Raw genomic sequence first — 25852 nt, forward strand, 5'->3', positions numbered from 1 at the left:
GTGTCGCCGGTGAGACCCCGTAGATCGCAGCGTCGAACGGCCCCTGACGGCAGCGAATCGCCACCATTGTCACCCGAGCACCCCCGCTCCGTGCACCCGGGGTACCTGTGGATGACGGACGGGCCTCGGCGTGCGGGTGCGGCACGATCGTCGTAGGTTGCCGTCGAGGAACGAAGGGTGCGAAACGCACCTCACACGACACAACCGCACGATGATCGACGATCGACAGGGGACGCCGATGACCGCCGCCGCACGCCCGCACCGACACCGCTCGCTCCTGGCGTATGCCGTCGCCCCCGTCGCGCTCGCGACGCTCGGTGCGTGCACGGGCGGCGACCCGGCTCCCGCGGTGACGACTCCTCCGTCGACCTCGGCCGTCACCAGCTCCGCAACCCCCACGACCACCACGTCCACGGCACCCAGTCCCACTGCCTCGGTCGACCCCGTCATCGCCAAGATCCCCGCCGCCGCCCGCCCCCATACACAGGATGGGGCCGAGGCCTTCGCACGCTTCTACATGGAACAGGTCAACCGAGCTTTCACGACCGCTGACCCAACGGCGCTGACAGCGCTGGCGGGAGCCGACTGCAAGACGTGCTCAGCATTTCTGGCTGGTGCCAAGGACCTAAAAGACAAGGGTCACCGGCACAAAGGCGTCTCGATAAGCGTCGACGGGGCGCCGGCGAACACTTACACGCCGACAAAGGCCGTGGTCCAGATCTTCGTGACGCAGCATTCCGTACCTGTCATCGATCAAAGCGACAACAAGGTGGAGCAGACGAAGGAAGGGCAGGGCATCTTCCTCGCGACCTTGACCTTCGACAAGCATTGGGTGGTCCAGCGACTGCAGGTCGCAAAGTGAGGCCCTTGCGATGGATCCCGACGTGCGCGATGGCCTTGTTGGCTAGTCCGCTTGCAGTGGCACTGCCTGCTACAGCGGACGATCAGCCGTGCACGATTGACATCTTTCACGAGTGCGAGACCGATCCCGACGCAGTCACAATCGGGCTGATGACCCGAGATGAGGTGCTGGCCCTCGAACAGTTCCCTGGGGATAATGGCGGCCCGATCGTTGACAGGCCCAAGAATGCCCCCGTGTACGAGTACGTGTCTCTCAATGACTGTCCACAGGCAAAGCCGGACTCCATGACCGAGCAGGTTTCGTGCGCTCACGCGCTGCGCGACTGTCCTGAAGGCGAGCTCGGCCCCCTTCTTCGTATCTGGCGACGCACCATGACGGCCGGCGAGGTGACCGAGCCCTGGCGCACACGCGGCCTCACCTGCGCGTCCGACGTCGCACCGGGCGCCCGGCCGACGTTGACGATGGCTGACCTCAAGGCAGCGTTCATGCGGACGCCGTGGTCGAAGCCGCAGATCTCCAGCCAGCCGGCCGGCAACACGACCCTCGTCAACCTCCGCACCTTCTACCGGGTGAACTGGACGTCGCAGGGCTTCCAGCCGGGCGAGGTCGACCGGTCCGTGCTGCGAGGGATCCCGGTCCAGATCCGTCCGAAGCTGGTCGGTTTCACCTACGTCTTCGGCGACGGATCGAGCACCGGCCCCACCACGTCGACCGGTGGTGTCTACCCGGACGGAGACATCACGCACCTCTATCGCGCCAAGGGTGAGTATCCCGTTCGCGTCGACACCACGTTCGGGGCCGACTTCAGCCTCGACGGGTCGACCTGGGACGAGATCCCCTCGACGGTGACCGTTCCCGGCCCGTCGACGACGGTCACGGTGCGGGAGGCGAAGGGCGTGCTCGTCAACCACTGACCTCTTCCCAGCAGTCGCGTGCGAGCGAGAGGGAGCCGGGTCAGGGCTGGTCCTCCGGGGGGACGGACTCCTCGGGCTCGTCGAAGGTGAGCTCGCCCTGTGTCGGCCGTGCCCGCGACCCGCCGACGCCTGCCACGTCGCCACTCGGGGTCGCGTCCGCGACGGGCACGACGCCGTCGGCCGGCTCCACCGACACGTCCGCGTCGAGGTCGTCCTCCGGGCTCGGCCCCACGACCGGCACCTCGTGCGCCCTGGACGCCGCGTCGTCGGCCTCGACCGCCTCGTCGAGTGCTGCCACCACGACCGGCTCACCGACGCCGGCCACGTCACCGTTCGGGGTCGCGTCGACGACGGGCGCGACGTCTGCGACCCCATCACCGTTCGGGGTCGCGTCGACGACAGGCGCGGCCTCGTCCCGCTCCGTCGAATCCTCGGTCAGCAGCGCATCCTCGTCCTGTGCGTCACGGTCCCACGACTCCGCCGCACCTCGAGCCTCGGAGAGCGGCGTGTGGGCCCCACCGAATCCGGTCCCGTCCGCGTCATCCGCCTCGTCGACGTCCGCCCCCGCGGCCGCGCCGACGTCGTCCGCCTCGTCCCGCGAACCAGCATCCGGAGCGGCTTCGGCCGTCTCGGCGGCCAGGGCCCCTGCACCGGCCGCGGCGGCGAGGTCGGCGCCTCCGGCGATGCCCACGGCACCCGCCACCGGCTCGCCCGGGGAGACCACCGGCGTGAGCTCAGGCCCCGTGGGGTCGGCGTCAGCCTGCACGCCGGCGCCGGCCTGCTCGCTCGCTGCAGCGGCAGGCGATGCACCCGCGCCCGTGCCTGCCTGGACCGTCCGGCTCGCGCGCCTGACGGTGAGGAACCACGTGATCGCAGCACCGAGGACGAACGCCAGCACGAGGAGCAGCCACTTCATCGCGTGACCTCCGAACCGCTCGCGGCGCCGAGATCGGCGAACGCCTCGTCCGCGGAGCGCGCCGGCACGAGCCGTCCGGCCACCGCGATGGCGACGAGCGACCCCACGACGAAGCCGACGATGCTCCACAGGAAGCCGCTCCAGAAGCCGCTGTCGCTACGACCGAGGAAGCCGAGCAGCACGGTCACGACGACGAGAGCCGCCCACCAGGTGCCACCGACACCGGTGCGGTACGAGCGCGTCACGGTCTTCCCACTGCTGTGGGCCTGCTGGGCCATCGGTCCTCCACGGGTCGGGCGTCGCGCGGTCGCGACCACGGCTTGGACGCTACCTCGCCCACCCCCGACGACGCAGGGAACGCCACGGCATCTTCCCCACGAGGTGGCGCCCTCCGTGCCCGTCTCAGGCCGCGGCGCAGTCACCCTGCGCCGGCAGCACCGCAACGGCTTCCGGAGCCGCGATCGCGACGGCGTGCAGGGTGAACCCAGCCGTGCGGCAGGCGCCTTCGAAGGCTGCGCGCAGGTCGTGGTCGCGCGGGGTGGGCGTGGCCCGGCCGGGGCGGGCGATCACCATGACGACGTCGTGCACGTCATGGCGCGCCACCTCGGCGAGCAGCAGGCCGACTCCCTCGAGGACCTGGCCGACGTCGACGCGGCGCGGCTCGTCGGGCAGGCAGATCGGCTGGAGCAGGCGCCCGTTGGGGTGCATCAGGAGCAGGTAGGTCGCTCCGTCGGACCTCGTCTGCTCGGTGACGATGAGGTCGACGACCCCCTCGAAGACGTCGGGGTCGGTGATGGGTCGCTGGGCCCAGTCTCGCGGTAGCTCGTCGAAGCGCATGCCACGAGCATGGCCGCGACCGGTGACAGTCGACCGGCGTCGTCCACAGCCCCCGAGCCCGCCGGGAGCCTCAGCGCACGTCAGGTCGGAGGCGTGTACCGGCCGTCGATGACGGTCCAGCCGCCGTCGACGAAGAGCTGGCTCCCGGTGACGAACGACGACGCGTCCGAGGCCAGGTAGACGACGGCCCCGACGAGCTCGTCCGGCCGTGACCAGCGTCCCAGCGCACTCTTGCTCGCGTACGCCTCGGACCACTCCGGGACCGAGCGGATCTGCGCCGTGAGGGGTGTGTCGACGATGCCGGGGGCGATGGCGTTGACGCGCACGCCCTGCTGACCCAGCTCGACGGCCGCCGTCCGCAGCAGCTGCACGAGCCCGGCCTTGGTGGCCGCGTAGACGCCCTGCCCCGGCTCGACCGTCACCGCACGGATGGAGCTGAACCCGACGATGCTCCCGCGTCCCCGCTCGGCCATGCCCGCACCGAAGGCCCGCACGAGGTCGAAGGAGGCGCGCAGGTTGAGGCCGACGACCCGGTCGAACTCCTCGGGTGTGTAGTCGAGCAGCCGCTTCCGCACGTTGGTGGCAGCGGTGAAGACGAGCACGTCGACGTCGCCCAGGTCCGCTGCAGCGCGGCTCACGGCGTCGCCGTCGGTCACGTCGAGCTCGTACGCCTCCGTGCCGGCTCCCAGGGCCACCGTCTCCTCGGCGGCGGCGAGGTCGCGGTCGGCACAGACGACGTCCGCGCCGTGGGCAGCGAGCGCCAGGGCGCTCTCCCTGCCGATGCCGCTGCCGGCGCCGACGACGACCGCGCGCCGTCCGTCGAGCCGGAACATCCTCGAGTAGTCCGGGCGCCCGGTCGTGTCTGTCGTCGTGTCGGTCGTCGTGTCGGTCGTCTGTGTCATCTGGTCACTTCCTCGTGCGTGCTGACGGGCGGATGATCGCCATCCGGGTCACGGTCAGCTCCTCGATGGCGAAACGTGGCCCCTCGCGGCCCACGCCGCTGTCCTTGACCCCGCCGTACGGCATGACGTCGGACCGGAAGCCCGGCACCTCGTTGACGACGACGCCGCCGGCCTCGATGCGGTCGATCGCCGCGAAGGCCGAACCGAGCCCCTCGGTGAAGACGCTGGCGTGCAGTCCGTAGCGCGAGCGGTTGACGACGTCGATGGCGGCGTCGAGGTCGGGCACCGAGCGCACGACGACGACCGGCCCGAAGACCTCCTCGTCCCAGGCGAGCTGCCCGTCGGGGACGTCGAGCAGCACCGTGGGCTCGATGACCCCGTCCCGTATGCCGCCTCCGTGCACGAGAGTGCCCCCGGCGTCGCGGGCCGCGCGCACCCACTCGACGACGCGCTCGGTGGACCTGGGGTCGATGAGGGCCGAGACGCGGGTGGCCTCGTCGCGCGGGTCGCCGACGACGACCTGGCCGATCCGTGCCGACAGGGCGGCGAGGAAGCCCTCCCGCGCGGACTCGACGACGACGACGCGCTGCACGCTGATGCAGGCCTGGCCGGACGCGTAGTAGCCACCTCGCACGACGGCGTCGGCGGCCGCGTCGAGGTCCGCGTCGGCGGCCACGACGAGCGCCGCGTTGGAGCCGAGCTCGAGGAGCACCTTCGTCGGCGCGGCATCTCGGGCGATCCGGTGCCCGACCGAGGCCGAGCCGGTGAACGAGACCGCAGCGACGCGCGTGTCGGTCGTCAGGGCGACACCGACCTCCACCCCGCCGGTGACGAGCTGGATGCCGGCCCGGGGTCCGCCGGCCGCGGCCAGGGACTCCCTCAGCACGTGCACGAGCCACAACGTCGCGAGCGGCGTCTGCGGGGCCGGTTTGACGACGACCGGGCAGCCCGCCGCGAGGGCAGGAGCGAGCTTGTGGACCGCGAGGAGCAGGGGGTAGTTGAAGCCGGCGATCCCGACGACGACCCCGACGGGCTTGCGCACCCAGAAGCCCATGAGTCCCTCGCCGCTCGGCAGCAGGTCGAGGGGCACCGTCTCGCCGTGCAGACGGGCGACCTCCTCGGCTGCGGTCACCAGCGTCAGCAGGGTGCGGTCGACCTCGACCCGGCAGTCGACGAGCGGCTTGCCGGTCTCGAGCACGAGGAGCCGCTCCACGTCGTCGCGCCGCTCCGACAGGATGCGGTGCGTCTCGGCGAGGGCGGCGCGGCGGACGTGCGACGGGAGCGAGCCCATCTGCTCACGGACGTCAGCGGCATACGCAATCGCTTGTGCAGCAACGTCGCTCGTGCCGACGGGCGCTTCCGCGACTGCCTCACCGGTGAAGGGGAAGGTCACCGTCGCCGTCTCGTCGACGGCGACCCAGCCGTCGCCGACGGGCAGGCCTGCAGGGTGCTCAGGGGTGTACGTCGTCACGATGCGTCTCCGAGGAGGTCGGCCGCGCCGGCCCCGGCGAGGGCGCGGCGCATGCTGGGCGCCGCCCGCAGGAGGCGCTGGGTGTAGGGATGCTGGGGGTCGTCGAAGATCTGCTGCGTCGGCCCGGTCTCGACGATCTCGCCGTCGCACATGACCACCACCCGCTCGCACACGTGACGCACGACGGACAGGTCGTGCGAGACGAAGACGAGGGTGAGCCCGAGGTCGCCGACGAGGTCGGTGATGAGGTTGAGCACCTGCGCGCGCACCGACACGTCGAGGGCGCTGACCGGCTCGTCGGCGAGCAGGATGGACGGCTTCGGTGCGAGGGCCCGCGCGATCGAGATGCGCTGGCGCTGACCGCCCGAGAACTGGTGGGGGAAGCGGTCGCCCGCCTCGGGGCCGAGACCGACGGCGTCGAGCAGCTCGGCGACGCGGGCCTTCCGATTCGGGAGACCTTGGGCCACCAGGGGTTCCGCGATGATGTTGCGGACCCGCATCCTCGGGTCGAGCGAGCCCATGGGGTCCTGGAAGACGAGCTGGAGGCTCGAGCGCAGGAAGCCGAGCTGCTTCTCGGGTAGCCCGGAGACGGTGCGCCCCTCGACCTGCACCTCCCCGCTCGTCGGCTGGTCGAGTCCGGCGAGCAGGCGCATGAGCGTCGACTTGCCGCAGCCGGACTCGCCGACGATGCCGAAGCGCTCCCCGGGCGCCACCTCGAACGACACGCCCTTGAGGGCCTCGACGACCGGCCCGGGGCTGCGCAGCGAGGATCGTGGCCGCCGGTAGTCACGGCGCAGGTCGCGCACGCTGATCGCGGGGGTCGTCATGACGCACGCTCCTCGTCGGCGGGGTGGTGGCAGGCGAACCCGTCACCCGGGTCGGGGCCGGTCCACGGGGGCTCGGTCGCGCACTCGTCGGTCGCGTGGTCGCACCGGCTGCGGAAGACGCAGCCGTCGGGGAAGGACCCCGCCGAGGGGACCGTGCCCCGGATCGTCGGCAGGCGACCGCCCGGGGCGGCGGAGTCGAGGTCGGACGCGGCGAGCAGCCCCTGCGTGTAACGGTGGCGCGGCCGTCGGAAGACGTCCGTCACGGGCCCGGCCTCGACGACGCGACCGCCGTACATGACGAGGACGCGCTCGCACACGGTCGCGACGACGGAGAGGTCGTGGGTGATGAAGAGCATCGCGGCGTCGCGCGCGGCCACGCCCTTCACGATGAGGTCGAGGACCCTCGCCTGGACGGTGACGTCGAGAGCCGTGGTCGGCTCGTCGCAGACGAGCAGCGCCGGGTCGTTGGCCAGGGCGATCGCGAGGACGACGCGCTGGCGCTGCCCACCCGACAGCTGGTGGGGGTATGCCTTCGCCGCCTCCCCGGGGTCGGGCAGGCCCACCTGGTCGAGGAGCTCCACGGCACGTGCGCGGGCGGCGCGCCGGTCCGGCCCGGTCCGGCCCGCGTGGACCGTGATCACCTCGGCCACCTGGTCACCCACGCGCATCGTCGGGTTGAGGGCCGTCATCGGCTCCTGGAAGACCATGGCGACGTCGCGGCCGCGCACTGCGGCCAGGTCGCGCTCGCGCGCCCCGACGAGGTCGTATCCGACCCCGGCCAGGCGGATCGAGCCGCCCACGCGCGCGTCGTCCGGGAGCAGGCCGAGCAGTGCGAGGCTCGTCAGCGACTTCCCGGAGCCCGACTCGCCGATGAGGCCGACCCGCTCCCCACGGTCGATGCTGAAGGTCACGTCGTGGAGCAGGTGGAAGCGTCCGAGCCGCACGTCGAGCCCCTGCACGTCGAGCACGCGCGACGTCGGGACCTCGACCGAGCGGGTCTGTGCTGCAGGGGCGCTCATCGACGGTCCTCCATCCGGGGGTCGTAGTGGTCGCGGAGACCGTCGCCGAGCAGGTTGAAGCCGAGCACGGCCAGCGCGATCGCGACACCGGGCACGATGGCCAGGCGCGGAGCCGCGAAGAGCAGCTCTTGGCTCTCCTGGAGCATCCGGCCCCAGCTCGGCGTCGGCGGCGGGGTGCCGAAGCCGAGGAACGACAGCGCGGCCTCCGCGAGGACCGCGATGGCGAAGGACACCGACGCCTGCACGATGACGAGGCCGTTGACGTTCGGCAGCACGTGGTGCACGCCGATCGCCCAGGGGCCGCGCCCGGCTGCCCGTGCCGCCAGGACGTACTCGGTGCTCATGACCTGCAGCGAGCCGCTGCGGACCACTCGCACGAAGCTCGGCACCGACGCGATACCGATCGCGACCATGGCCACGAGGGTGCTGCCGCCGTAGACCGCGCTGAACATGATGGCGAGCAGCAGTGCCGGGAAGGCGAGGAGGAGGTCGATGCCGCGCATGAGCGGCTCACCGATCCTGGCCGGGGCCATCGCGGCGACGATGCCGAGCGGCACCCCGACGAGCCCGGCGACCCCGACGGCGACGAGCCCCACGAAGAGCGTCGTCCGGGCGCCGACGAGGATCTGGCTCAGCACGTCGCGGCCGAGCTTGTCCGTGCCGAGAAGGTAGTCGGGGTCGCCGATGGGGCGCAGCCGAGCGGACGCGTCGACGAAGGTCGGGTCGTGCGGCGTCCACACGAACGACACGAGCGCCATGAGCGCGACGACGCCGACGATCGCTGCCCCGACGAAGAAGCTGGCACCGGGCCGACGCCGCGTCGGCGGCGCCCCGGGCGGCCCGGGCGGCGCCCCGAGTGGGGCGACGGCCGCGTCGGCGGGACGGGGCGTCAGGTCTGCGCTCATCAGGTGGCCACCTTCAGTCTCGGGTCGATGACGAGGTAGAGCAGGTCGACGACGAAGTTGACGAGGAGGACGGCGAGGACGAGGAGCATGACGATGTCCTGCACGAAGATGAGGTCCCGGTTGGCGACCTGGTCGAGCAGCAGGCTGCCGAGACCGGGGATGACGAAGACGCGCTCGACGACGACGGCCCCGATGAGCAGGGTCGCGAGCTGGAGCGCCAGGACCGTGACGACGGGGATGGCCGCGTTGCGGAAACCGTGCCGTCGCAGCGCCCTGGAGGGCCCGAGCCCCTTGGCACGTGCCGTGCGGATGTAGTCCTCGCGCTGGACGTCGAGGACCGCGCTGCGCACGTAGCGGGTGAGGACCGCACCCTGGACGAGCCCGAGGGCGAGCACCGGCAGGATGAGCTGGCGCACGAACTGCACGGGGTCCTCGCTGGGTGGGGTCCAGCCGTTGGCGGGCAGCCACTGGAGCTTCACGGCGAAGACCGTGATGAGCAGGATGCCGGCGAGGAACGCGGGCACGGCCACACCCACCTGCGAGAGCGCCGAGAGCACGAGGCCGCTCGGCCTGCGGTGCCGCAGCGCCATGACCGTGCCGAAGGGCACGGCGATGACGAGGGCGAGCACCATGGCGCACACGACGAGCCACAACGTCACCTGGAGCCGGTCCAGGATCTGCGGGGCGATCTCGGCCTGGGAGACGTAGCTCGTCCCGAGGTCGAACCTGACGAACCCGCCCATCCACGAGAGGTACTGGCTCACGAGCGGCCTGTCGAGACCGAACTCCTGACGCAGCTGCGCGACCGACGCCTCGGAGGCGTTGACGCCCAGGGCGACCCGGGCCGGGTCGCCGGGCAGCAGCGCCATGAAGACGAAGACGAGCATGGAGCTGACGACGAGGCTCGCGACGAGGGTCGCCGTGCGTCTGAGGATCTGGAGCAGCATGATGTCCTGTCCTGGGTCAGGCGGGTCGGCCGCGGACGGCCACCGGGTCGTGCGGGACCGGCCGGCCCGGTCGAGCAGCGACCGGCCGGTCCCCGACGGTCACGACCGGGCCAGCGGGGCGAGCTCGAACGACTCCGTGATCGCGTTCTTCGGCAGCCCGGTGATGCCCTTCTCGGCGACGATCAGGTTCGGCAGGACGAAGAGCACGTCCCCGGCTGCGTCCTCGGACAGCTCCTTGGCCGCCTTCTTCATGAGCGTCACCTGCTCCTCCGGCGTGCCGGAGTCGGCGGCGGCCAGGTCGGACTGCAGCTGCTTGTTGTCGTAGCGCGTGTAGTACTTCGGGTCGCCGAAGACGGCCGGCAGGTCCCGGGGCTCGACATGCGCGACGATCGACATCTCGTAGTCGGCGTCGGTGAAGACGGTCGAGAGCCACACGGCCGGGAACTCGAGCTGGTCGAGAGTGACCTTGAAGCCTGCCTGCTCGAGCTGGCTCTTGACCACCTGACCGCACGACACGGCATACGGCAGGGACGGGATGCGCAGGCGCACGGGCGTCGCGGCGGCGTTCGTCTGCGACAGAAGGGACTTCGCCTTGGCGACGTCGTGGGGGTAGAGGCCGGTGAGGTCCTCGTACCACGGGTCCGTCGGCGGGACCATGCTGCCGACGAGCGTGCCGCGGCCGGCCCAGCAGGTGTCCATCAGCGCCTTGTGGTCGATGGCGTAGCGCGCCGCCTGGCGGACCTTGAGGTCGTTGAAGGGAGCCTTGCCGTTGTTGAACGACAGAAGCACCTCGCCGTTGGTCGTCCCCTCGATGATCTGGTACGCGTCATTGCCCTGGAACTGCGCCAGCGACTCGGGTGCCTGCACCGTCCCGATGACGTCGATCGTCTTCGTCAGCAGCGCGTTGTTGAGGGCCGTCGGGTCCTTGAAGTACTTGAGGGTGACCTGCTGGAAGTAGGGCTTCGTGCCCCAGTAGGCGGGGTTGGCCTTGAGGCTGATCGAGTCGCCCCGGCGCCACTGCTCGAAGACGAACGGGCCGGTGCCGACGGGCTTGGTGGCGAGGTCTGCCACGGCCGTCTCGGTCATCATGGCGCCGACGCGCGTCGACATCCGGTAGAGCCAGTTGTTGCTCGGCTTGCTCAGGGTCACCTGGAGCTGGGTGTCGCTCAGCGCCTTGGCGTCCTGGACGACGTCCATGGCCGCCTTGAGCGAGACGGTCCAGTCCGTCTTGACGCGGTTGATCGAGTAGACGGCGTCCTTGGCGGTGAAGGGCTGGCCGTCGGTGAACTTCGCGTTGTCCACGAGGTCGAACGTGTACGTCTTGCCGTCGTCGGAGACCTTCCACGACTTCGCGAGCGAGGGCTTGAGCTCACCCTGCTGGTCGACGGTCACGAGGGTCTCGTAGACGTTGTCGAGGAGGGCCTGCGGGATGGCCGCGCCGTCCTTCGTCGTGAAGTCGAGGCTGACGGGCTCGGCGACGAGCCCGACGGTGAGCGAGGTGTCAGCACCGCCGCCACCTCCTCCCGCGGTGCCGCCGGAGCCCGAGGCGCCGGAGCCCGCGGAACAGGCCGCCGTGAGGACGAGGAGCAGCGCCGCGGACGCCGCCGTGCCGATGCGGGAGGGCTTCATCGTGACTCCATCTCGTGCAGGACCGCTGCGGCCAGCTGCGAGGTGCTCGCGGTGCCGCCGAGGTCGGGGGTGTGGTGGTGTGCTGAGCGGAGGGTCGCGGCCAGGGCCGCGCGGACCGCTTTCGCGGGTCCGGTGTGGCCGAGGTCGTCGAGGAGCATGGCCCCGGAGAGCAGGCAGGCCGTGGGGTTGGCGATGCCGCGTCCGGCGATGTCCGGCGCGGAGCCGTGCACCGGCTCGTAGATACCCGGCACCGTGCCGCCGGGCAACACGTTGGCGCTGGGCGCCATCCCCATGCCACCGGCGAGCACGGCCGCGAGGTCGCTGAGGATGTCGCCGAAGAGGTTGCCGGCGAGGAGCACGTCGAGCGAGTGGGGGTGCTGCACGAGCCGGGCTGCCATGGCGTCGACGAGCACGATCTCGAGCTCGACGTCGGGGTGCCGCTCCCCCACCTCGCGCACGACGGCGTCCCAGAGCGGGTAGCCGTGGCGCATGGCGTTGGACTTCGTCACGAGGGAGAGGCGACCGCGCCGCTGCTCCGCGAGTCCGTACGCGTGCTCGGCGGCCCGCTCGATGACGCGCCTCGAGTGGACGGCCACCTCGATGCCGAGGTCGTGACCGGTGCCGGCATGGGCGAGGCCACCGGCGCCGACGTACTCGCCCTCGGTGTTCTCGCGGACGATGACGAGGTCGACGCCCTCGACGTCGCGGACGCGGCTCGGCACGCCCTCGAAGGCGCGCACGGGTCGCACGTTGACGGCGAGGTCGAGCTGCTGGCGCAGGCCGATGATGAGGCCCCAGACGAGCTCGTGGTCGGGCACGTCGGGACGTCCCACCGCGCCGAAGAGGACGGCGTCGTGGCGGCGCACGATGTCCGCGCCGTCGGCCGGCATCGCGGCTCCCTCACGGAGGAACCGGTCTGCGCCCCAGTCGAGCTCGGTGACCTCGAGACGCTCGCCGTGGCTCTCGAGTGCTGCGTTCAGCACCGGGAGGGTGGCGGCGACGACCTCGGGACCGACACCGTCGCCCGGGATCGCTGCGAGTCGCACCGTCATGGCTCTCCTTGTCCGGGGCAGGTCGTTCGTGGAGGGTCCGACGTCGTCATCGTCGCCGGTCCGCGATGTTCACTGGTCTGACCAGTGGACTTTCTCGCCGTGAGAGGTACCGTTGCCCTCATCAGGCCGGATGTCAAGACCTCGTCCGGCGGACCAGGCGGCCCGAGGGCCGTCCGACGCGGAAGGACGTCCATGCCGCACCCGTCTGGCCGACCGGCCGGTCTCACCGCCACCGAGCTCGTCGCCGCGTACGCATCGCGGGACCTCTCCCCCGTCGAAGTGCTGCACGACGTCGCCGACGTCATCGAGGCCCGTGAGCCCGAGCTCAACGCCTTCTGGCACCTCGACCTGGAGGCCGCCGCGACTGCGGCACGTGCGAGTGAGGAACGTTGGCGCAGAGCGGAACCCGCTGGTCCCATCGACGGCGTCCCGGTGACGGTCAAGGAGAACCTCGGGCGCGCCGGCGTGCCGATGCCTGCGGGCAACGCCGGTGTCGAGCCGGTCGTGCCGACCCGCAGCAGCCCCGTCGTCGAGCGTGTCGAGGAGTCCGGCGGCGTCATCCTCGGCTCCACCGTCATGCCGGACTGGGGCATGCTCAGCTCCGGCGTGTCGAGCCTGCACGGCATCACACGCTCCCCGTGGGACCCCACCCTGACGACGGGCGGCTCGAGCTCGGGCGCCGGTGCCGCGGCCGCGGGTGGCTATGGGCCGCTCCACGTCGGCACCGACATCGGCGGCTCGATCCGCCTGCCCGGCACGTGGCTCGGCCTGACGACGCTGAAGCCCAGCGCGGGTCGCGTGCCCCTCGACACCCCCTACCTCGGACGCGTAGCGGGACCCCTCACCCGCTCGGCCGGAGACGCGGCGCTCCTGCTCTCGGTCATCAGCCGACCTGACGCGCGTGACTGGACGAGCCTCCCCCCTGTCGACCTCGGCACCGTGCTGCCGGCCGAGCCGCTCGACGTCAGCGGGCTGAGGGTCGGTCTCCAGCTCGACGCCGGGTGCGGGCTGCCGCTCGACCGCGAGGTGCACGCCGCCGTCGAGGCGGCCGCCGAGGTCTTCGCCGCAGCCGGTGCCGACGTGGCGCCCCTCGGGCCCTTCATGACGCCCCAGATGCTGCGCGACCTCGACGAGTTCTGGCGGGTGCGGTCGCTGACCGACTTCGACGCCCTGTCGCCGGAGGCCCGCGATCGCGTCCTCCCGTTCATCCAGCGCTGGGTGCTCGCGGTACGCGACGTCGACGGGCGCTCCGTCCTGCGCGACTACGCGAGCATCATGCAGCTCCAGCAGGCGACGGTCGCGGCCACCGAGGCCTTCGACCTCGTCCTGTCTCCCGTCGCCCCGGTCACGGCCTTCTCCGCCGAGTGGCCGATGCCGTGGGGCGAGGACGACAAGGGCATGGCGCACATCGGCTTCACGGCGCCCTACAACATGTCCGGCCAGCCGGCCGCGTCCGTCAACTGCGGCTTCACCGCCGACGGGCGGACCATCGGCCTGCAGGTGTCCGGACGTCGCTTCGACGACGTCGGTGTGCTCCGCGCCGTCGACTGGTACGAGCGACACCGCAGCGAGGCGGCGACACCCCGGTGGCCCATCCCCCAGACAGGAGCAGCACGTGCCTGACGCCCCGGTGACCCCAGCGGCCACGACCGGCTTCGAGCCGGTGCGCTCGGTCCGGCTCTACGAGCGCATCGTCGAGCAGGTCGAGGAGGCCATCGCGCGAGGCGAGCTGCGCCCCGGCCAGCGGCTGCCGAGCGAGCGCGAGCTCGTCGTGCAGTTCGGCACGAGCCGCGCCACCGTCCGCGAGGCCCTCCGGGTGCTCGAGAGCAACGGCGTCGTGCGCTCACGGGCCGGCGACCCCAACGGCCCCGAGATCATGCCCTTCACGACCGGCGGCCTGACCAAGCAGATGCGCCGCCTGGCTCGCGCCGACGGGCTGTCGCTCTCGCAGCTGCTCGTGTCGAGGATGATGCTCGACTCGACCGCCAACCGGCTCGCCGCCGTGCTGCGCACCGAGGCCCAGCTCGCCGAGATGGACGCCGCCATCGAGCAGATGCGCGCGGCCGTCGAGGGCGGCTACGGCTCGTTCAGCGAGGCCGACTTCGCCTTCCACGAGGCGATCGCCCGCGCGAGCGGCAACACCCTCATCCAGGTGTGCAACTCCGTCGTCCGCGACACGGTGCTCTCCCTCATCTCCGACAAGATCGCCCACGCCCGCAACGCTCAGGCGCTCATGAAGCGCTCGCTCGGCCACCACGAGCAGGTGCTCGCCGCGATCCGCGCCGGCGACGGTCCCGAGGCGGGTCGGGCCTCGCTCCACAGCCTCTACGACTACTACGCGAGCTACGTCCCCAAGGCCGAGCGCGTCGCCCTCGAGGCCCTGCTCGACGACTGACGGGGCACGCACGGCAGAATGCGGGGCTCGGTGTGTCGTCGACGTCAAGGAGTTCAGCCCCCGTGAGCGTGCAGGTGAAGGTGCCGTCCATCGAACGTCGCATCGCAGAGGAGCTCGGCGTCCGCGACGGACAGGTGACCGCGGCCGTGGGCCTGCTCGACGGCGGATCGACCGTCCCCTTCGTGGCGCGCTACCGCAAGGAGGTGACGGGCGGCCTCGACGACGCCCAGCTGCGCACCCTCGAGGAGCGCCTCGGCTACCTCCGCGAGCTCGAGGAGCGGCGCGCAGCCGTGCTCGCCTCCGTCGACGAGCAGGGCAAGCTCGACGACGCACTGCGCGCGCAGATCCTCGCCGCCGAGACCAAGGCGCGCCTCGAGGACATCTACCTCCCGTTCAAGCCCAAGCGACGGACCAAGGCCCAGATCGCCCGCGAGGCCGGCCTCGAGCCGCTCGCCGAGCTGCTGCTCGGCGAGCGGGGCACCGACCCGGCCCAGGCTGCGGCGCGGTTCGTCGACGCCGACCGCGAGGTCGCCGACGCAGCCGCTGCCCTCGACGGGGCGCGCGCCATCCTCGTCGAGCGGTTCGCCGAGGACGCCGACCTCATCGGCGACCTGCGCGAGCGCGTCTGGAAGCAGGGCCACGTCGGCTCGCGCGTCCGCTCCGGCAAGGAGGAGGAGGGCGCCAAGTTCTCCGACTACTTCGACTTCTCCGAGCCGCTGTCGAAGCTGCCGTCCCACCGCATCCTCGCGCTCTTCCGGGGCGAGAAGGAGGACGTCCTCTCGCTCGAGATCCACCCCGAGGACCCGGCTGCCGAGCAGCAGCCCGGCCCGACGGCATACGAAAGGGCGATCGCCCACCGCTTCGGCATCGAGAACGCCGGGCGGGCGGCCGACCAGTGGCTCGCCGACACCGTCCGCTGGGCCTGGCGCACGAAGATCCTCGTCCACCTCGGCATCGACGCCCGGATGCAGCTGCGTCGCGCCGCCGAGGAGGAGGCCGTACGCGTGTTCGCCGCCAACCTGCGCGACCTGCTGCTCGCCGCCCCCGCCGGTGCCCGGGCCACGATGGGCCTCGACCCGGGCTTCCGCACCGGCGTCAAGGTCGCCGTCGTCGACGGGACCGGCAGGGTCGTCGCGACCGAGGTCATCTACCCCCACGTCCCGCAGCACCAGTGGGACCGCTCGCTCGCGACCCTCGCGCGGCTCGCCGAGGAGCACTCGGTCGACCTCATCGCCATCGGCAACGGCACCGCGTCGCGGGAGACCGACCGCCTGGCGGCCGACCTCATCAAGGCACACCCCGAGCTCCAGCTGACGTCGGCGGTCGTCTCCGAGGCCGGCGCCTCGGTCTACTCCGCGTCGGCGTTCGCCTCGCAGGAGCTGCCCGGGATGGACGTGTCGCTGCGCGGAGCCGTGTCGATCGCCCGTCGCCTCCAGGACCCGCTCGCCGAGCTCGTCAAGATCGACCCGAAGTCGATCGGCGTCGGGCAGTACCAGCACGACATCAGCCAGACGGCCCTCTCGCGCTCGCTCGACGCGGTCGTCGAGGACTGCGTCAACGCCGTCGGCGTCGACGTCAACACCGCCTCGGCTCCCCTGCTCACCCGCGTCTCGGGCATCACGCCCGGGCTCGCCGAGAGCATCGTGGCGCACCGCGACGCCACCGGCCCGTTCCGCACGCGGAAGGCCCTCAAGGACGTGCCGCGCCTCGGGCCCAAGGCCTTCGAGCAGGCGGCCGGCTTCCTCCGCATCCCCGGCGGCGACGACCCGCTCGACGCGTCCGCCGTGCACCCCGAGGCCTACCCCGTCGTGCGTCGGATGCTCGAGTCGACCGGGCAGAAGCTGACGTCACTCATCGGCAACACCGTTGCGCTGCAGTCGATCCGGCCCGCGGACTACGTCGACGACACGTTCGGCCTGCCGACCGTCACCGACATCATCAGCGAGCTCGACAAGCCCGGCCGCGACCCGAGACCGACGTTCAGGACGGCGACCTTCAAGGAGGGCGTCGAGGAGATCAAGCACCTCCGGCCCGGCATGACCCTCGAGGGCGTCGTGACCAACGTCGCGGCCTTCGGCGCGTTCATCGACATCGGTGTCCACCAGGACGGCCTCGCCCACGTCTCGGCCCTGTCGAAGAGCTTCGTCCGCGACCCCCACGACGTCGTCAAGTCCGGCGACGTCGTCATGGTCAAGGTGCTCGACGTCGACGTGCCCCGCAAGCGGATCTCGCTGACCCTGCGCCTCGACGACGAGGTGACCCCGGGCGCGCCGCGGGAGCGCACCGGGCAGGGGCGCGGCGGGCAAGGGCGCAGCGGACAGCCGCGCGGCGACGGGGGCGGCAGCGGACAGGGTCGCGGCGGCCAAGGCCGTGGTGGCCAGGGCCGTGGTCAGGGCCAGGCCGGTCAGGGCACCCGCCCCCGCAGGGACGAGGCCCCGGCCGACAGCGCCATGGCCGACGCCCTGCGCCGCGCCGGCTTCACCGGCTGAGCGCCGGGCCGGGCGCCGGACCGGGCGCCGGGGTGGGCGCGTCGCGCGTCACACGCAGCGTGGGTGAGACGCAGCGTGTCAGGCGCGGCGCGTCACGCGTCGGGTCCGGCGCGGTGGAAGACGGCCTCGACGTTGTTGCCGTCGGGGTCGCGGACGAAGGCGCCGTAGTAGCCGGGGTGGTACTCCGGCCACAGCCGCGGCTCGTGCAGCGACTCCGCCCCGAGCTCGAGCGCCTTGGCGTGGAAGGCTCGCACGGCCTCGACGCCGTCCGCCTGGAAGGCACAGTGCATCTCGCGGTTGGGCTCGGTGCCCGACCAGCGGCTGATCCAGAAGTCCGGGTGCCCCTCGGTCCCGTAGCCGATGGCCACGCCGACGTCCATCTGGCGGCTGTAGCCGAGCACGCCGAGCACCTCGTCGTAGAAGCGGGCGCTGGCCTCGAAGTCGGAGCAGTTGATCCCGAAGTGGTCGATCATCCCCCGAGGCTAGGCCCGAACGGGACCGAAGAGGGGCCCTTGACCCATTGTCATCGGCGCCAGTCTTTGGTCGACTGTCTGTGGTGGGTCCGGCCCATCAGGGGGCCGGTCCGTAGACCCGGAGGTGCCCATGAGCAGTTCAACGCAGTCGATCCCCGAGAACGCAGAGGATGCCGAGCTCGAGGGATCTCCCGCGGGCGTGCACTCGACGCTGACCGTCGAGGCGCCCGTCGACCGGGTGTGGCAGCACCTCATCAGTCCCCGCGGCACCGAGGCCCTGCTCGGCCCCGGCGTCACGCTCGGCAACAAGGGCGAGTCGTGGCACAGCGCGGACGGCCCGCACGGCGTCGTGCGCAGCTACCACCCGATGGAGCAGGTCCGCGTGTCATGGCACCCGCACGAGGACGGCCCCCTCAGCATCGTCGACCTCCAGCTCAAGCCCGACGGCGACCGCACCCGCGTCGACCTGTACCACGAGGGTGAGGGCATCGCCGAGGACGGCGCCGGCGACAAGTCGCGTTGGGACGACGCGCTCGGCCGTTTCGCGCAGGCCCTGGACGCCTGAGACGGACGCCCGGGAGCTCAGCGGGGACGCTCAGCGGACGACCATGACGGGGCAGGCCGCGTCGTGGATGGCGCGGTGGCTGACCGAGCCGAGCAGCATGCCCGTGAACCCGCCGTGCCCGCGCGAGCCGACGACGATGAGCCCTGCCGTGGCGCCCAGGTCGGCGAGGGACTGGCCAGGGTCGCCGTAGAGCACCTCGGTCGTCACGATGACCTTGGGGTTGCGCGCCCGCACGCGCTCGGCCGCGCGCAGCACCGACTGCTCGGCGTGGTCGCGGATCGCGTGGGTCTCCTCGGTGCCGCCCTTGGCGGTCTCCACGTACGTCCATGCCTCCATCGAGCGCGAGTGGGCGACGCGGACGATGTGGAGCACGGCGTGCTCCCGCTCGGCGACCTCGACGGCGGCGTCGACGGCGCGCATCGACGCGTCCGAGTCGTCGATGCCGACGACGACGTCGTGTCCGCGGCCCGGTCGAGGCGGGGCGGGGACGTCGTCGGGTGCCTTCCCCTCGGGTCCGCGCACGACGACGACGGGGCAGTGCGCGTGCGCGGCGACGGCATACGACGTCGAGCCGAGCAGGCCGGCCAGCAGGCGTCCGCGGCCGCGGCTGCCGACGACGACGAGGTCGGCGTCCCTGGACATCTCGACGAGCTGGGCGGCCGGGCTGCCGAGCCAGTACTGCGTCGTCACCTGGGACGCGTCCAGCGTGGCGCCGGCCCGGACCGCGCCTTCGTCCACGATCGCCTTGGCGGCGTGCTCGAGCGAGGGCTCGATCTCCGAGAGGTCCATCGCCGGGAACGCCGGGGTGGAGGCCAGGTTGACGCTGTGCATGAGGGTCAGGTGCTTGCCCTGCTGCCGAGCCGTCTCCGCGGCCCACTCGAGCGCGAGCTGTGATGATGCCGAACCGTCGTAGGCGACGACGATCCCGTTCGTGGTCCGCACCGGGCCGTTCATGGTGCTCCCCTTCTCTCGTTCGCATGGCCGGGCCTCTGCTCCGTCCACCTCCATCGTCCCGCCCGGCCCGCGGCCCGTCGGTCCTTTGTGACCACTCAGACAGGGGGACGCGCCCCCCGAGGGCGTATGCCGCCGGGCCGGGTCGCGCGACCCGGCCCGGCTGCAGACGCGGTGGGTCAGCCGACGGCCTTCAGCGCGTCGACCTCACCCGCCCCGAACCAGCTGTTCTGCGTCAGCGTGCCCTCGCAGGTCTGCGGCGCTCCCCCGTCGAGCGCCGGGTAGAAGGCGTACATCGAGACGTCCGTCGGGCACGGCATCGGGTTGACGGCGTCCTGCAGCGCCGCGGACAGCGCCCCTCCCGTCTTGCCGGTGACGCTGGCGATGAGCGCTGCCACGCCTGCCGCGTGGGGTGACGCCATGGAGGTGCCCTGCTGGTAGCAGTAGGCCGCTCCGCTCGCGTCGACGACGCGTCGTGCCGGGAGGCACGTCACGGTGAGCAGGGAGGCGGGCCACGTCGAGAGGACCCGTCCGTTGGGAGCGGCCGGCGTCAGCTGCAGGATGGAGTCGCCGCCGGGTGCTGCGACGTCGACCTCCGAGATGCCGTAGGACGAGTAGAACGACTTCATCTGCTTGTTCCCGGTGGCGCTGACGCCCACGACGCCGGGCACCTCGGTCGGCACGACGGCGCACGCGTTGCTGATGTCGCGGAGGACGGGGGTCGAGTCGTCGGGGCTCGTCGCGTCCTGGGTCGGGTGCGACAGGTCGTCGGCCTGGTTGCCCTCGGCCGCGACGACGAGCACGCCCTTGTTCTGGGCGTACTTGATGGCGCGACGCTCGGCGGTCCAGATGGCTCGCTGCTCGGCGTCGTTGCGGCAGTTGAAGAGCCACGGATCGGCGAAGTAGCTGTTGTTCGTGACGTCGACGCCGTGGTCGGCCGCCCACATGAACGAGCAGACGACGGCCTCGGGGAAGAAGAAGCCGGCGGCGTTGCCTGCCTTGATGCCGGCGATCCTGACGCTCGGTGCGACACCGACGATGCCGAGGCCGTTCGCGGCTGCGGCGATCGTGCCGGCCGTGTGCGTGCCGTGGCCGTTGTCGTCGGCCGCGGCCGCAGCGCCGGGCACCGCCGCCCCGCTGACGCAGTTGGCGCTCGCGGCGGAGTCGACGTTCGGTGCGAGGTCGGGGTGCGTGTAGTCGAGGCCGGTGTCGATGTCCCCGACGAGGATCGAGGGGTCACCGGTGCTGACGGCGTGGGCCTCGCCGACCTTGATCTGGGTCATGTCCCACTGCAGGCCTGACAGCGAGTCGGCGAGGCCCGGGAGCCCGGCGCCGTTCTGGGTGGTCTGGGTCGTCGTCGAGTCGTCCGCGCTGTCGCCCGAGACCGCTCCACCGTCGATCGCGCTGGCGAACCTCGTCGTGGCGACGGCGCCCTCGACACCCTTGACGTTGCGCATCTTCGCCGCGAAGTCGGGGCTGGCCGACCGTGCGACGACGACGCTGATGGGGGCGTAGGTCGCGACGACCTGGCCGCCCGCTGCGGTGACGGCGCTCCCGGCGCCGTTCGTGGAGGTCTTCTCCCTGTAGACGACCAGATAGGTCGAGCTCGCACCGGTCGTGGAGGCGTCGGCCGACGCCACCCCGGTTGCGAGGGCGGCGGCCGCGACGACCGCGACCGCCCCGAGTACTGCAGTTCCCCGAGATCCACCCCTTCGTGACACGGACATGGCTCTCTCCTCCGCGGCGGCGGCGGCGTGTGCGTCCCGCCGCTCCGGGCCGACTCCTGTGGCGGCCCAGTTGTCCACGCTAGGGCCGTCGAGTCGCCGGCACGGCTCTTCGCCGGAGCCTGTGAGTCCGCTCGGAGATCGCTGGGACCGATTCAGGCCATAAGGGCCCCGTCGGGCGAATCCTCCCGTGGGAGTGGCGGACTCGTCAGCCGGAGTCGCGGGCTGCCGCCGTGGCGCGGTCGTTGGCGCGTTGGATCGCCTCGACGAGCTCGTCCTTGCTCATGCTCGATCGGCCCGGGACCTCGAGGCGTCTCGCGATGTCGTAGAGGTGCCGCTTCGAGGCGTTGACGTCGACACCCCCGGCGGAGTCGCCGTCGTCCCGGTGGGCGCGCGCCTCGGCCCCTCGCCGTTCGGCCTGGGGGTCGCTCGGGCCTTTCTCGGCCTTCTCCTCCCAGTGGTCGCCGACCTTCTCGAAGGAGTGCTTGAGAGAGGCGAACGCCGTGCGGTGGGCACGCTCGCCCTCCCCGTACTGCTCGACCGCGGCGTCGTGCGTCGCGAGCCACGTCTCCTGCGCCTTCTTCGAAGACCGCTCGAGGGTCGAGGGCAGGTCCGTGCTGGCGCTCGATCGCTTCTTGCCCGGCATGTCGTTCCTCCTGCGCTGTCGAGGGGGCCGTCGGTGCCCTCGCCCGTGACGTACCCAGCCGGAGTGCGTCAGGGCACGCGACGGCATACGCACCACGGGAGCGCACCGGGACAAACCGTCACGAAGCACGTTCGTCGCGCCCCGGCCCGGGGTACGACCTCCCGCGGTGAGGACGCGGCGCCGCGCGCCCTACCCGACGGTTCACTGCGATTCGGATCGAAGGAGATGGGATGAGCGAGGCTGTCGCACAACGCACGGACGGTGCCATCAGGAGTCTGGTGCCCGCCCGCATGGACCGGCTTCCATGGACGAAGTTCCACTGGTCGGTCGTTCTCGGACTCGGGGTGTCGTGGATCCTCGACGGACTCGAGATCCAGATCGTGTCCGAGTCGGGCTTCCAGAAGACGCTCGGCATGTCCGCCGCGCAGGTGGGGCTGACGGGCACCGTCTACCTCATCGGCCAGGTGGTCGGAGCGCTGACGTTCGGTCGCCTGACCGACCGCCTCGGGCGCCGCAAGCTGTTCATCATGACCCTCGTCATCTACCTGGTCGGGTCGGGTCTCGCCGGCCTCTCGCCGAACATGTGGTTCCTGTGGGTCTGCCGGTTCGTCGCCGGCATGGGCATCGGCGGCGAGTACACCGCCATCAACTCGGCGATCGACGAGCTGATCCCGTCCCGCTTCCGAGGCCGGGTCGACATCGCGATCAACGGGACGTACTGGTTCGGCGCGTTCTTCGGGGCGCTCGCCAACCTCTACCTGCTCAACCCCGACAACGTCGCCGAGAACGTCGGCTGGCGTCTGGCGTTCTTCATCGGCCCGATCCTCGGCCTGTCGATCATCTGGCTGCGCCGGCACATCCCGGAGAGCCCGCGGTGGCTCCTGACGCACGGTCGCGCAGAGGAGGCCGAGCGCACGGTCGACGAGATCGAGGAGCGGGTGCGTCGCGAGGGCGGCGACATCCCGGAGGTCGATGACAGCAAGGCGATCCTCGTCAAGGCCGAGGACCGCATGGGGCCGAAGGTGCTGTGGGACGTCTTCGTGCGCCGCTACGGTCGCCGCACGGTGCTCGGCCTGACGATGATGGTGACGCAGAGCTTCCTCTACAACGCGATCTTCTTCACGTACGCGCTGGTCCTGACGAACTTCTACGGCATCAGCAAGGCCCAGACGTCGCTCTACTTCCTGCCGTTCGCGGCCGGCAACCTGCTCGGGCCGCTGCTGCTCGGTCATCTCTTCGACACCATCGGGCGCCGCAAGATGATCTTCAGCACCTACACGATCGCGGGCCTCGTCCTGCTCGTGTCGGCTTGGGCGTTCCACGCCGAGATCCTCACCGCGACGACGCACACGATCTTCTGGTGCGTGTCGTTCTTCTTCGCGTCGGCCGGCGCGTCCGCGGCCTACCTCACCGTCAGCGAGATCTTCCCGCTGGAGGTGCGCGGGCAGGCGATCAGCTACTTCTTCGTCGTCGCCCAGTGCGCCGGCGCCGTCGCGCCCGTGCTCTACGGCGTGCTCATCGGCGAGGGCACGGACCGCGGCCCGCTCACGTGGGGCTACGTCGCCGGTGCGGTGATCATGATCATCGGCGGGGCCGTGGCCCTGGCGATCGGGATCGACGCCGAGCAGAAGTCCCTCGAGGACGTCGCCGACCCGCTGAGCAAGGTCTCGGAGGAGTCGGGGGTCAGGGTATGAACGTCGCGGACCTCGGGCGCGAGCACACCATCGTCGTCGGTGTGAGCCCGACGAGCGGCTCCCCCGGCGCCCTTCGGTGGGCCGTCGAGCAGGCCGCGCTGCGCGGTGGCCGCGTCGTGGCCGTCCGGGCCTGGCGCCCGCACGCCCCCGAGACGGCGACCGGCGGCCGCGTGCCGTCGGTCGTCTCCGACGACAGCGCGCTGTCGGCCGAGCAGTCGCGTCTGGCCGAGGACGTCGCGCACGTCCTCGGCCGCGACCACCTCGTCGAGACGCGCGTCGTGGCGGGCAAGCGCCGCGCCGTCCTCGTCGAGGAGAGCCGCGGCGCCGACCTCGTCGTCATCGACGCCGGCCACTCCACCGAGGTGGGCGCCCGCTGGCTCGGGAGCCGCCTCGTGCGCGCCGCCCACTGCCCCGTCGTCGTCGTGCCGCCCGCGCTCGGCGACCGTGGGTCGAGTCATCTCGGGGCCGCGGCAGGACGCTTCGGCCGCTCGGTCGAGCGTGCCGCCGGCACCGCCGGTCGCCCGGGCTTCCAGCGCCCGCCCTCGGGCTGACGTCTTCGTCACCCCCACGCGGCCGTATGCCGTGTGGCCCGGTCCCGGGACCCGAGTCCTCTGCGAGTTGCATCGATTCGGGCCCGGGACCCACCGCGGTGACTCGAGTTCGGACTCAGGCAGCTCGGTCCCGTTCAGGGCACGAGCATGACCGGGCAGGTCGCGTCGTGGATGAGCCGGTAGGCCGAACGCCCAGCCAGCACCGCCCCGACGCCGCCTCGGTGGGGAGCGCCGACGACGAGCAGACCCGAGCCACGGGTGGCCTCCGCGAGCGTCGGAACCGGATCACCGGTGAGGGTCTCGACGGTGACCACGAGCCCGGGATGCCGTGACGTGAGGGACGTGACGGCATACGGAAACCGCTGTCCCCCAGCGTGACCGCGACTTCCGGGCACGACCGTGACGAGTCGCAGCGGGGCCGCGCAGGCGGCCGCGATCCGAGCCGCAGCGGACACGATCCGTTCCACCCGCGCCAGGTGCGCCTCGTCTTCGCCACCAGTGACGGCGCAGACGACCTCGTGGCGCAGACCGGGAATCGGGATCTCGTGGTGGGCACCGCGTGCGGGGTGACCGAGGTCGTGCAGGACGACGACGGGGCAGTACGCGTGGGCGACGACCGCGAAGGACACGGAGCCGATGAGCGCACTGCGGGTCCGTCCGCGCCCGCGGGTCCCGAGCACCACGAGCTCGGCCGACATCGACGCGTCGACCAGCCCGGCGGCCGGACCACCGAAGGCGTGGACGGCACGCACGCGCGACCGGGCGAGCGGTGGGCCGGGCCAAGTCGACGGACCGCCGACGAGCGTCTCGGCCACCATCTCCAGCGACGGGCTCAACGGACGCAGGGCATAGCCGCGTCGGCTCGGCACGAGGTCGAGCTCGACGGCGTGGACGATCTTGAGCGAGTCGTCGAGCGCCCGTGAGACCGCCGCGGCCCAGACGAGGGCACGCTGCGAGGCCGCGGACCCGTCGTAGCCCACCACGACCTGACCGTCGGCCGGAGCGACAGCGTGGACGCGAGTTCCCTTGACCACCAGCAACGTCGACTCACTGATCGCGTCAGCGGATCACCATGACCGGGCACGGCGCGTCGTGGACGACCCGGTGGCTCACGGATCCCAGGAGCATCCCGGTGAATCCGCCGTGACCGCGGGACCCCACGATGACGAGGCCTGCCTTCTCGTCCACGGCGTAGGCGGCGATCGCCGGGCCGGCACCTCCACCGAGGACAGCGGTCTGCACGTCGAGCCCGGGGTGAGCGCGCCGCGCGTCGTCCGCGACGTCGCGCAGCACCTGACCGACGCGGCGGTGCATCTGGTCGATCATCTCCTCGCGCCCGAGGATCGTGTCGGTCTCGGGCCACGCCTCGAGGCCACCAACGTTGTCGACCGCGACGATGTGCAGCGACGCCTCCGCAGCCGTGGCGATCTGGACGGCCGTCTCGAGCGCCCTCTGCGAGTACTTGGAGTCGTCGAAGGCGACGACGACAGGGTTCGACGGACCCGCGTGGATCACGGACGACCCGCGCACGACGACCGCGGGGCAGTGTGCGTGGGCGGTGACGGCATACGACGTCGAGCCCAGCAGGCCGGCGGAGACCGCGCCATGACCGCGCGACCCGGTGACGACGAGGTCGGCCCGGGACGAGATCCCGACGAGCTCGGCAGCCGCGCCTCCGATGACGCTCAACGGGTGGACGTCCTTGCGGTCCAACGTCTTCGCGGCGATGTCGATGGCCTCCGCGAGGACACCCCGGGACATCTCGTCGTACGCGTGAGCCTGGACTCCGGGGTCGTAGGCTCGGAAGGTCGGCGTCATCGTCAGGCCGACGCAGTGCAGGAGCGTCAGTTGGCGGTCGTCCCGCTTCGCTGTCTCGATGGCCCAGTCGAGGGCCAACCGTGCTCCCGGGGACCCGTCGTAGCCCACGACGATGCCCAGGTCCGTCGTCTCGTCGGTCGACTCGTGCGTCGACTCCGTCGTCGAGCTCTCTGCGGCGCTCATCGCTCTCCCCTTCCACGGCGGTCGGGGCCGCCTGCTCCGGCCACCCCCATCGTCCCGCGTCGGGCGTGAGTCGGCAGGCGGT

General features: G+C 71.7%; 25 protein-coding genes. 8 read left to right on the forward strand and 17 right to left on the reverse strand.

The genetic code is table 11. The features are described from left to right. Positions 1–211 precede the first annotated feature (211 nt). On the forward strand, positions 212–862 hold the full coding sequence (locus ACSQ2D_RS13075; protein WP_435986373.1) for a DUF6318 family protein: 651 nt from the start codon (positions 212–214) through the stop codon (positions 860–862). A 149-nt stretch (positions 863–1011) separates the two neighbouring features. Further along, positions 1012–1776, forward strand: coding sequence for a hypothetical protein (locus ACSQ2D_RS13080; RefSeq protein WP_435986374.1), 765 nt, complete (start codon positions 1012–1014; stop codon positions 1774–1776). 40 nt (positions 1777–1816) lie between these two features. Here ACSQ2D_RS13080 and arfC read toward each other — a convergent pair whose 3' ends face one another. The 11 genes from arfC to ACSQ2D_RS13135 all read right to left on the reverse strand — a co-directional run bounded on the left by arfC (position 1817) and on the right by ACSQ2D_RS13135 (position 12281). Beyond that, complete coding sequence (gene arfC / locus ACSQ2D_RS13085; protein ID WP_435986375.1) at positions 1817–2692, reverse strand: channel accessory protein ArfC; 876 nt, start codon at positions 2690–2692, stop codon at positions 1817–1819. Then, positions 2689–2970 (reverse strand): hypothetical protein, encoded by a 282-nt coding sequence (locus ACSQ2D_RS13090; protein WP_435986376.1) that lies wholly within the window; start codon positions 2968–2970, stop codon positions 2689–2691. The genes arfC and ACSQ2D_RS13090 overlap by 4 nt, the downstream gene beginning before the upstream one ends. Positions 2971–3094: 124 nt before the next feature. Next, a complete protein-coding gene (locus ACSQ2D_RS13095; protein ID WP_435986377.1) occupies positions 3095–3529 on the reverse strand; it encodes a hypothetical protein in 435 nt (144 codons plus the stop codon). 80 nt (positions 3530–3609) lie between these two features. Next, positions 3610–4431, reverse strand: coding sequence for an SDR family NAD(P)-dependent oxidoreductase (locus ACSQ2D_RS13100; RefSeq protein WP_435986378.1), 822 nt, complete (start codon positions 4429–4431; stop codon positions 3610–3612). 4 nt (positions 4432–4435) lie between these two features. Next, on the reverse strand, positions 4436–5902 hold the full coding sequence (locus ACSQ2D_RS13105; protein WP_435986379.1) for an aldehyde dehydrogenase family protein: 1467 nt from the start codon (positions 5900–5902) through the stop codon (positions 4436–4438). Further along, positions 5899–6729 carry an ATP-binding cassette domain-containing protein gene (locus tag ACSQ2D_RS13110; protein WP_435986380.1) on the reverse strand — a complete coding sequence of 277 codons (831 nt, stop codon included), beginning with the start codon at positions 6727–6729 and terminating at the stop codon, positions 5899–5901. The genes ACSQ2D_RS13105 and ACSQ2D_RS13110 overlap by 4 nt, the downstream gene beginning before the upstream one ends. Continuing rightward, positions 6726–7748: an ABC transporter ATP-binding protein gene (locus ACSQ2D_RS13115; protein ID WP_435986381.1), complete on the reverse strand. Its 1023-nt coding sequence runs from the start codon at positions 7746–7748 to the stop codon at positions 6726–6728. Before ACSQ2D_RS13115 ends, ACSQ2D_RS13110 begins: the two co-directional genes overlap by 4 nt. Continuing rightward, positions 7745–8653: an ABC transporter permease gene (locus ACSQ2D_RS13120; protein ID WP_435986382.1), complete on the reverse strand. Its 909-nt coding sequence runs from the start codon at positions 8651–8653 to the stop codon at positions 7745–7747. Before ACSQ2D_RS13120 ends, ACSQ2D_RS13115 begins: the two co-directional genes overlap by 4 nt. Then, the gene (locus ACSQ2D_RS13125; RefSeq protein WP_435986383.1) at positions 8653–9600 is read right to left on the reverse strand and encodes an ABC transporter permease; all 948 of its coding nucleotides are present in this window, start codon (positions 9598–9600) and stop codon (positions 8653–8655) included. The genes ACSQ2D_RS13120 and ACSQ2D_RS13125 overlap by 1 nt, the downstream gene beginning before the upstream one ends. Before the next feature lie 99 nt (positions 9601–9699). Beyond that, a complete protein-coding gene (locus tag ACSQ2D_RS13130) occupies positions 9700–11229 on the reverse strand; it encodes an ABC transporter substrate-binding protein (protein ID WP_435986384.1) in 1530 nt (509 codons plus the stop codon). Then, positions 11226–12281 carry an isocitrate/isopropylmalate dehydrogenase family protein gene (locus tag ACSQ2D_RS13135; RefSeq protein WP_435986385.1) on the reverse strand — a complete coding sequence of 352 codons (1056 nt, stop codon included), beginning with the start codon at positions 12279–12281 and terminating at the stop codon, positions 11226–11228. Before ACSQ2D_RS13135 ends, ACSQ2D_RS13130 begins: the two co-directional genes overlap by 4 nt. Positions 12282–12473: 192 nt before the next feature. Between ACSQ2D_RS13135 and ACSQ2D_RS13140 the strand changes: the two genes are divergently transcribed. The 3 genes from ACSQ2D_RS13140 to ACSQ2D_RS13150 all read left to right on the forward strand — a co-directional run bounded on the left by ACSQ2D_RS13140 (position 12474) and on the right by ACSQ2D_RS13150 (position 17165). Further along, positions 12474–13904, forward strand: coding sequence for an amidase (locus tag ACSQ2D_RS13140; RefSeq protein WP_435986386.1), 1431 nt, complete (start codon positions 12474–12476; stop codon positions 13902–13904). Next, on the forward strand, positions 13897–14676 hold the full coding sequence (locus ACSQ2D_RS13145) for a FadR/GntR family transcriptional regulator (protein WP_435986387.1): 780 nt from the start codon (positions 13897–13899) through the stop codon (positions 14674–14676). Before ACSQ2D_RS13140 ends, ACSQ2D_RS13145 begins: the two co-directional genes overlap by 8 nt. Positions 14677–14738: 62 nt before the next feature. After that, positions 14739–17165, forward strand: a complete 2427-nt coding sequence (locus tag ACSQ2D_RS13150; RefSeq protein ID WP_435986388.1) for a Tex family protein — start codon at positions 14739–14741, stop codon at positions 17163–17165. Positions 17166–17257: 92 nt separating this feature from the next. Here ACSQ2D_RS13150 and ACSQ2D_RS13155 read toward each other — a convergent pair whose 3' ends face one another. Beyond that, positions 17258–17638 (reverse strand): VOC family protein, encoded by a 381-nt coding sequence (locus tag ACSQ2D_RS13155; RefSeq protein ID WP_435986389.1) that lies wholly within the window; start codon positions 17636–17638, stop codon positions 17258–17260. A gap of 130 nt (positions 17639–17768) precedes the next feature. Between ACSQ2D_RS13155 and ACSQ2D_RS13160 the strand changes: the two genes are divergently transcribed. Beyond that, a complete protein-coding gene (locus tag ACSQ2D_RS13160) occupies positions 17769–18203 on the forward strand; it encodes an SRPBCC family protein (RefSeq protein ID WP_435986390.1) in 435 nt (144 codons plus the stop codon). Between the two features lie 30 nt (positions 18204–18233). Here the strand turns inward: ACSQ2D_RS13160 and ACSQ2D_RS13165 are convergent, their stop codons facing one another. The 3 genes from ACSQ2D_RS13165 to ACSQ2D_RS13175 all read right to left on the reverse strand — a co-directional run bounded on the left by ACSQ2D_RS13165 (position 18234) and on the right by ACSQ2D_RS13175 (position 21524). Continuing rightward, positions 18234–19157 carry a universal stress protein gene (locus ACSQ2D_RS13165; protein WP_435986391.1) on the reverse strand — a complete coding sequence of 308 codons (924 nt, stop codon included), beginning with the start codon at positions 19155–19157 and terminating at the stop codon, positions 18234–18236. 176 nt (positions 19158–19333) lie between these two features. Further along, positions 19334–20881, reverse strand: a complete 1548-nt coding sequence (locus ACSQ2D_RS13170) for a S8 family serine peptidase (RefSeq protein WP_435986392.1) — start codon at positions 20879–20881, stop codon at positions 19334–19336. A gap of 205 nt (positions 20882–21086) precedes the next feature. Further along, positions 21087–21524, reverse strand: coding sequence for a ChaB family protein (locus ACSQ2D_RS13175; protein WP_435986393.1), 438 nt, complete (start codon positions 21522–21524; stop codon positions 21087–21089). Between the two features lie 230 nt (positions 21525–21754). Between ACSQ2D_RS13175 and ACSQ2D_RS13180 the strand changes: the two genes are divergently transcribed. Further along, positions 21755–23218 (forward strand): MFS transporter, encoded by a 1464-nt coding sequence (locus ACSQ2D_RS13180; RefSeq protein ID WP_435986394.1) that lies wholly within the window; start codon positions 21755–21757, stop codon positions 23216–23218. Further along, positions 23215–23769, forward strand: a complete 555-nt coding sequence (locus tag ACSQ2D_RS13185; protein ID WP_435986395.1) for a universal stress protein — start codon at positions 23215–23217, stop codon at positions 23767–23769. Before ACSQ2D_RS13180 ends, ACSQ2D_RS13185 begins: the two co-directional genes overlap by 4 nt. 134 nt (positions 23770–23903) lie before the next feature. Here ACSQ2D_RS13185 and ACSQ2D_RS13190 read toward each other — a convergent pair whose 3' ends face one another. Continuing rightward, complete coding sequence (locus tag ACSQ2D_RS13190) at positions 23904–24752, reverse strand: universal stress protein (protein ID WP_435986396.1); 849 nt, start codon at positions 24750–24752, stop codon at positions 23904–23906. Between the two features lie 76 nt (positions 24753–24828). Beyond that, on the reverse strand, positions 24829–25770 hold the full coding sequence (locus ACSQ2D_RS13195; protein WP_435986397.1) for a universal stress protein: 942 nt from the start codon (positions 25768–25770) through the stop codon (positions 24829–24831). Between the last annotated feature and the right edge of the window lie 82 nt (positions 25771–25852).

This window comes from Terrabacter sp. LjRoot27, from assembly GCF_964254175.1.
GTDB lineage: Bacteria > Actinomycetota > Actinomycetes > Actinomycetales > Dermatophilaceae > Terrabacter.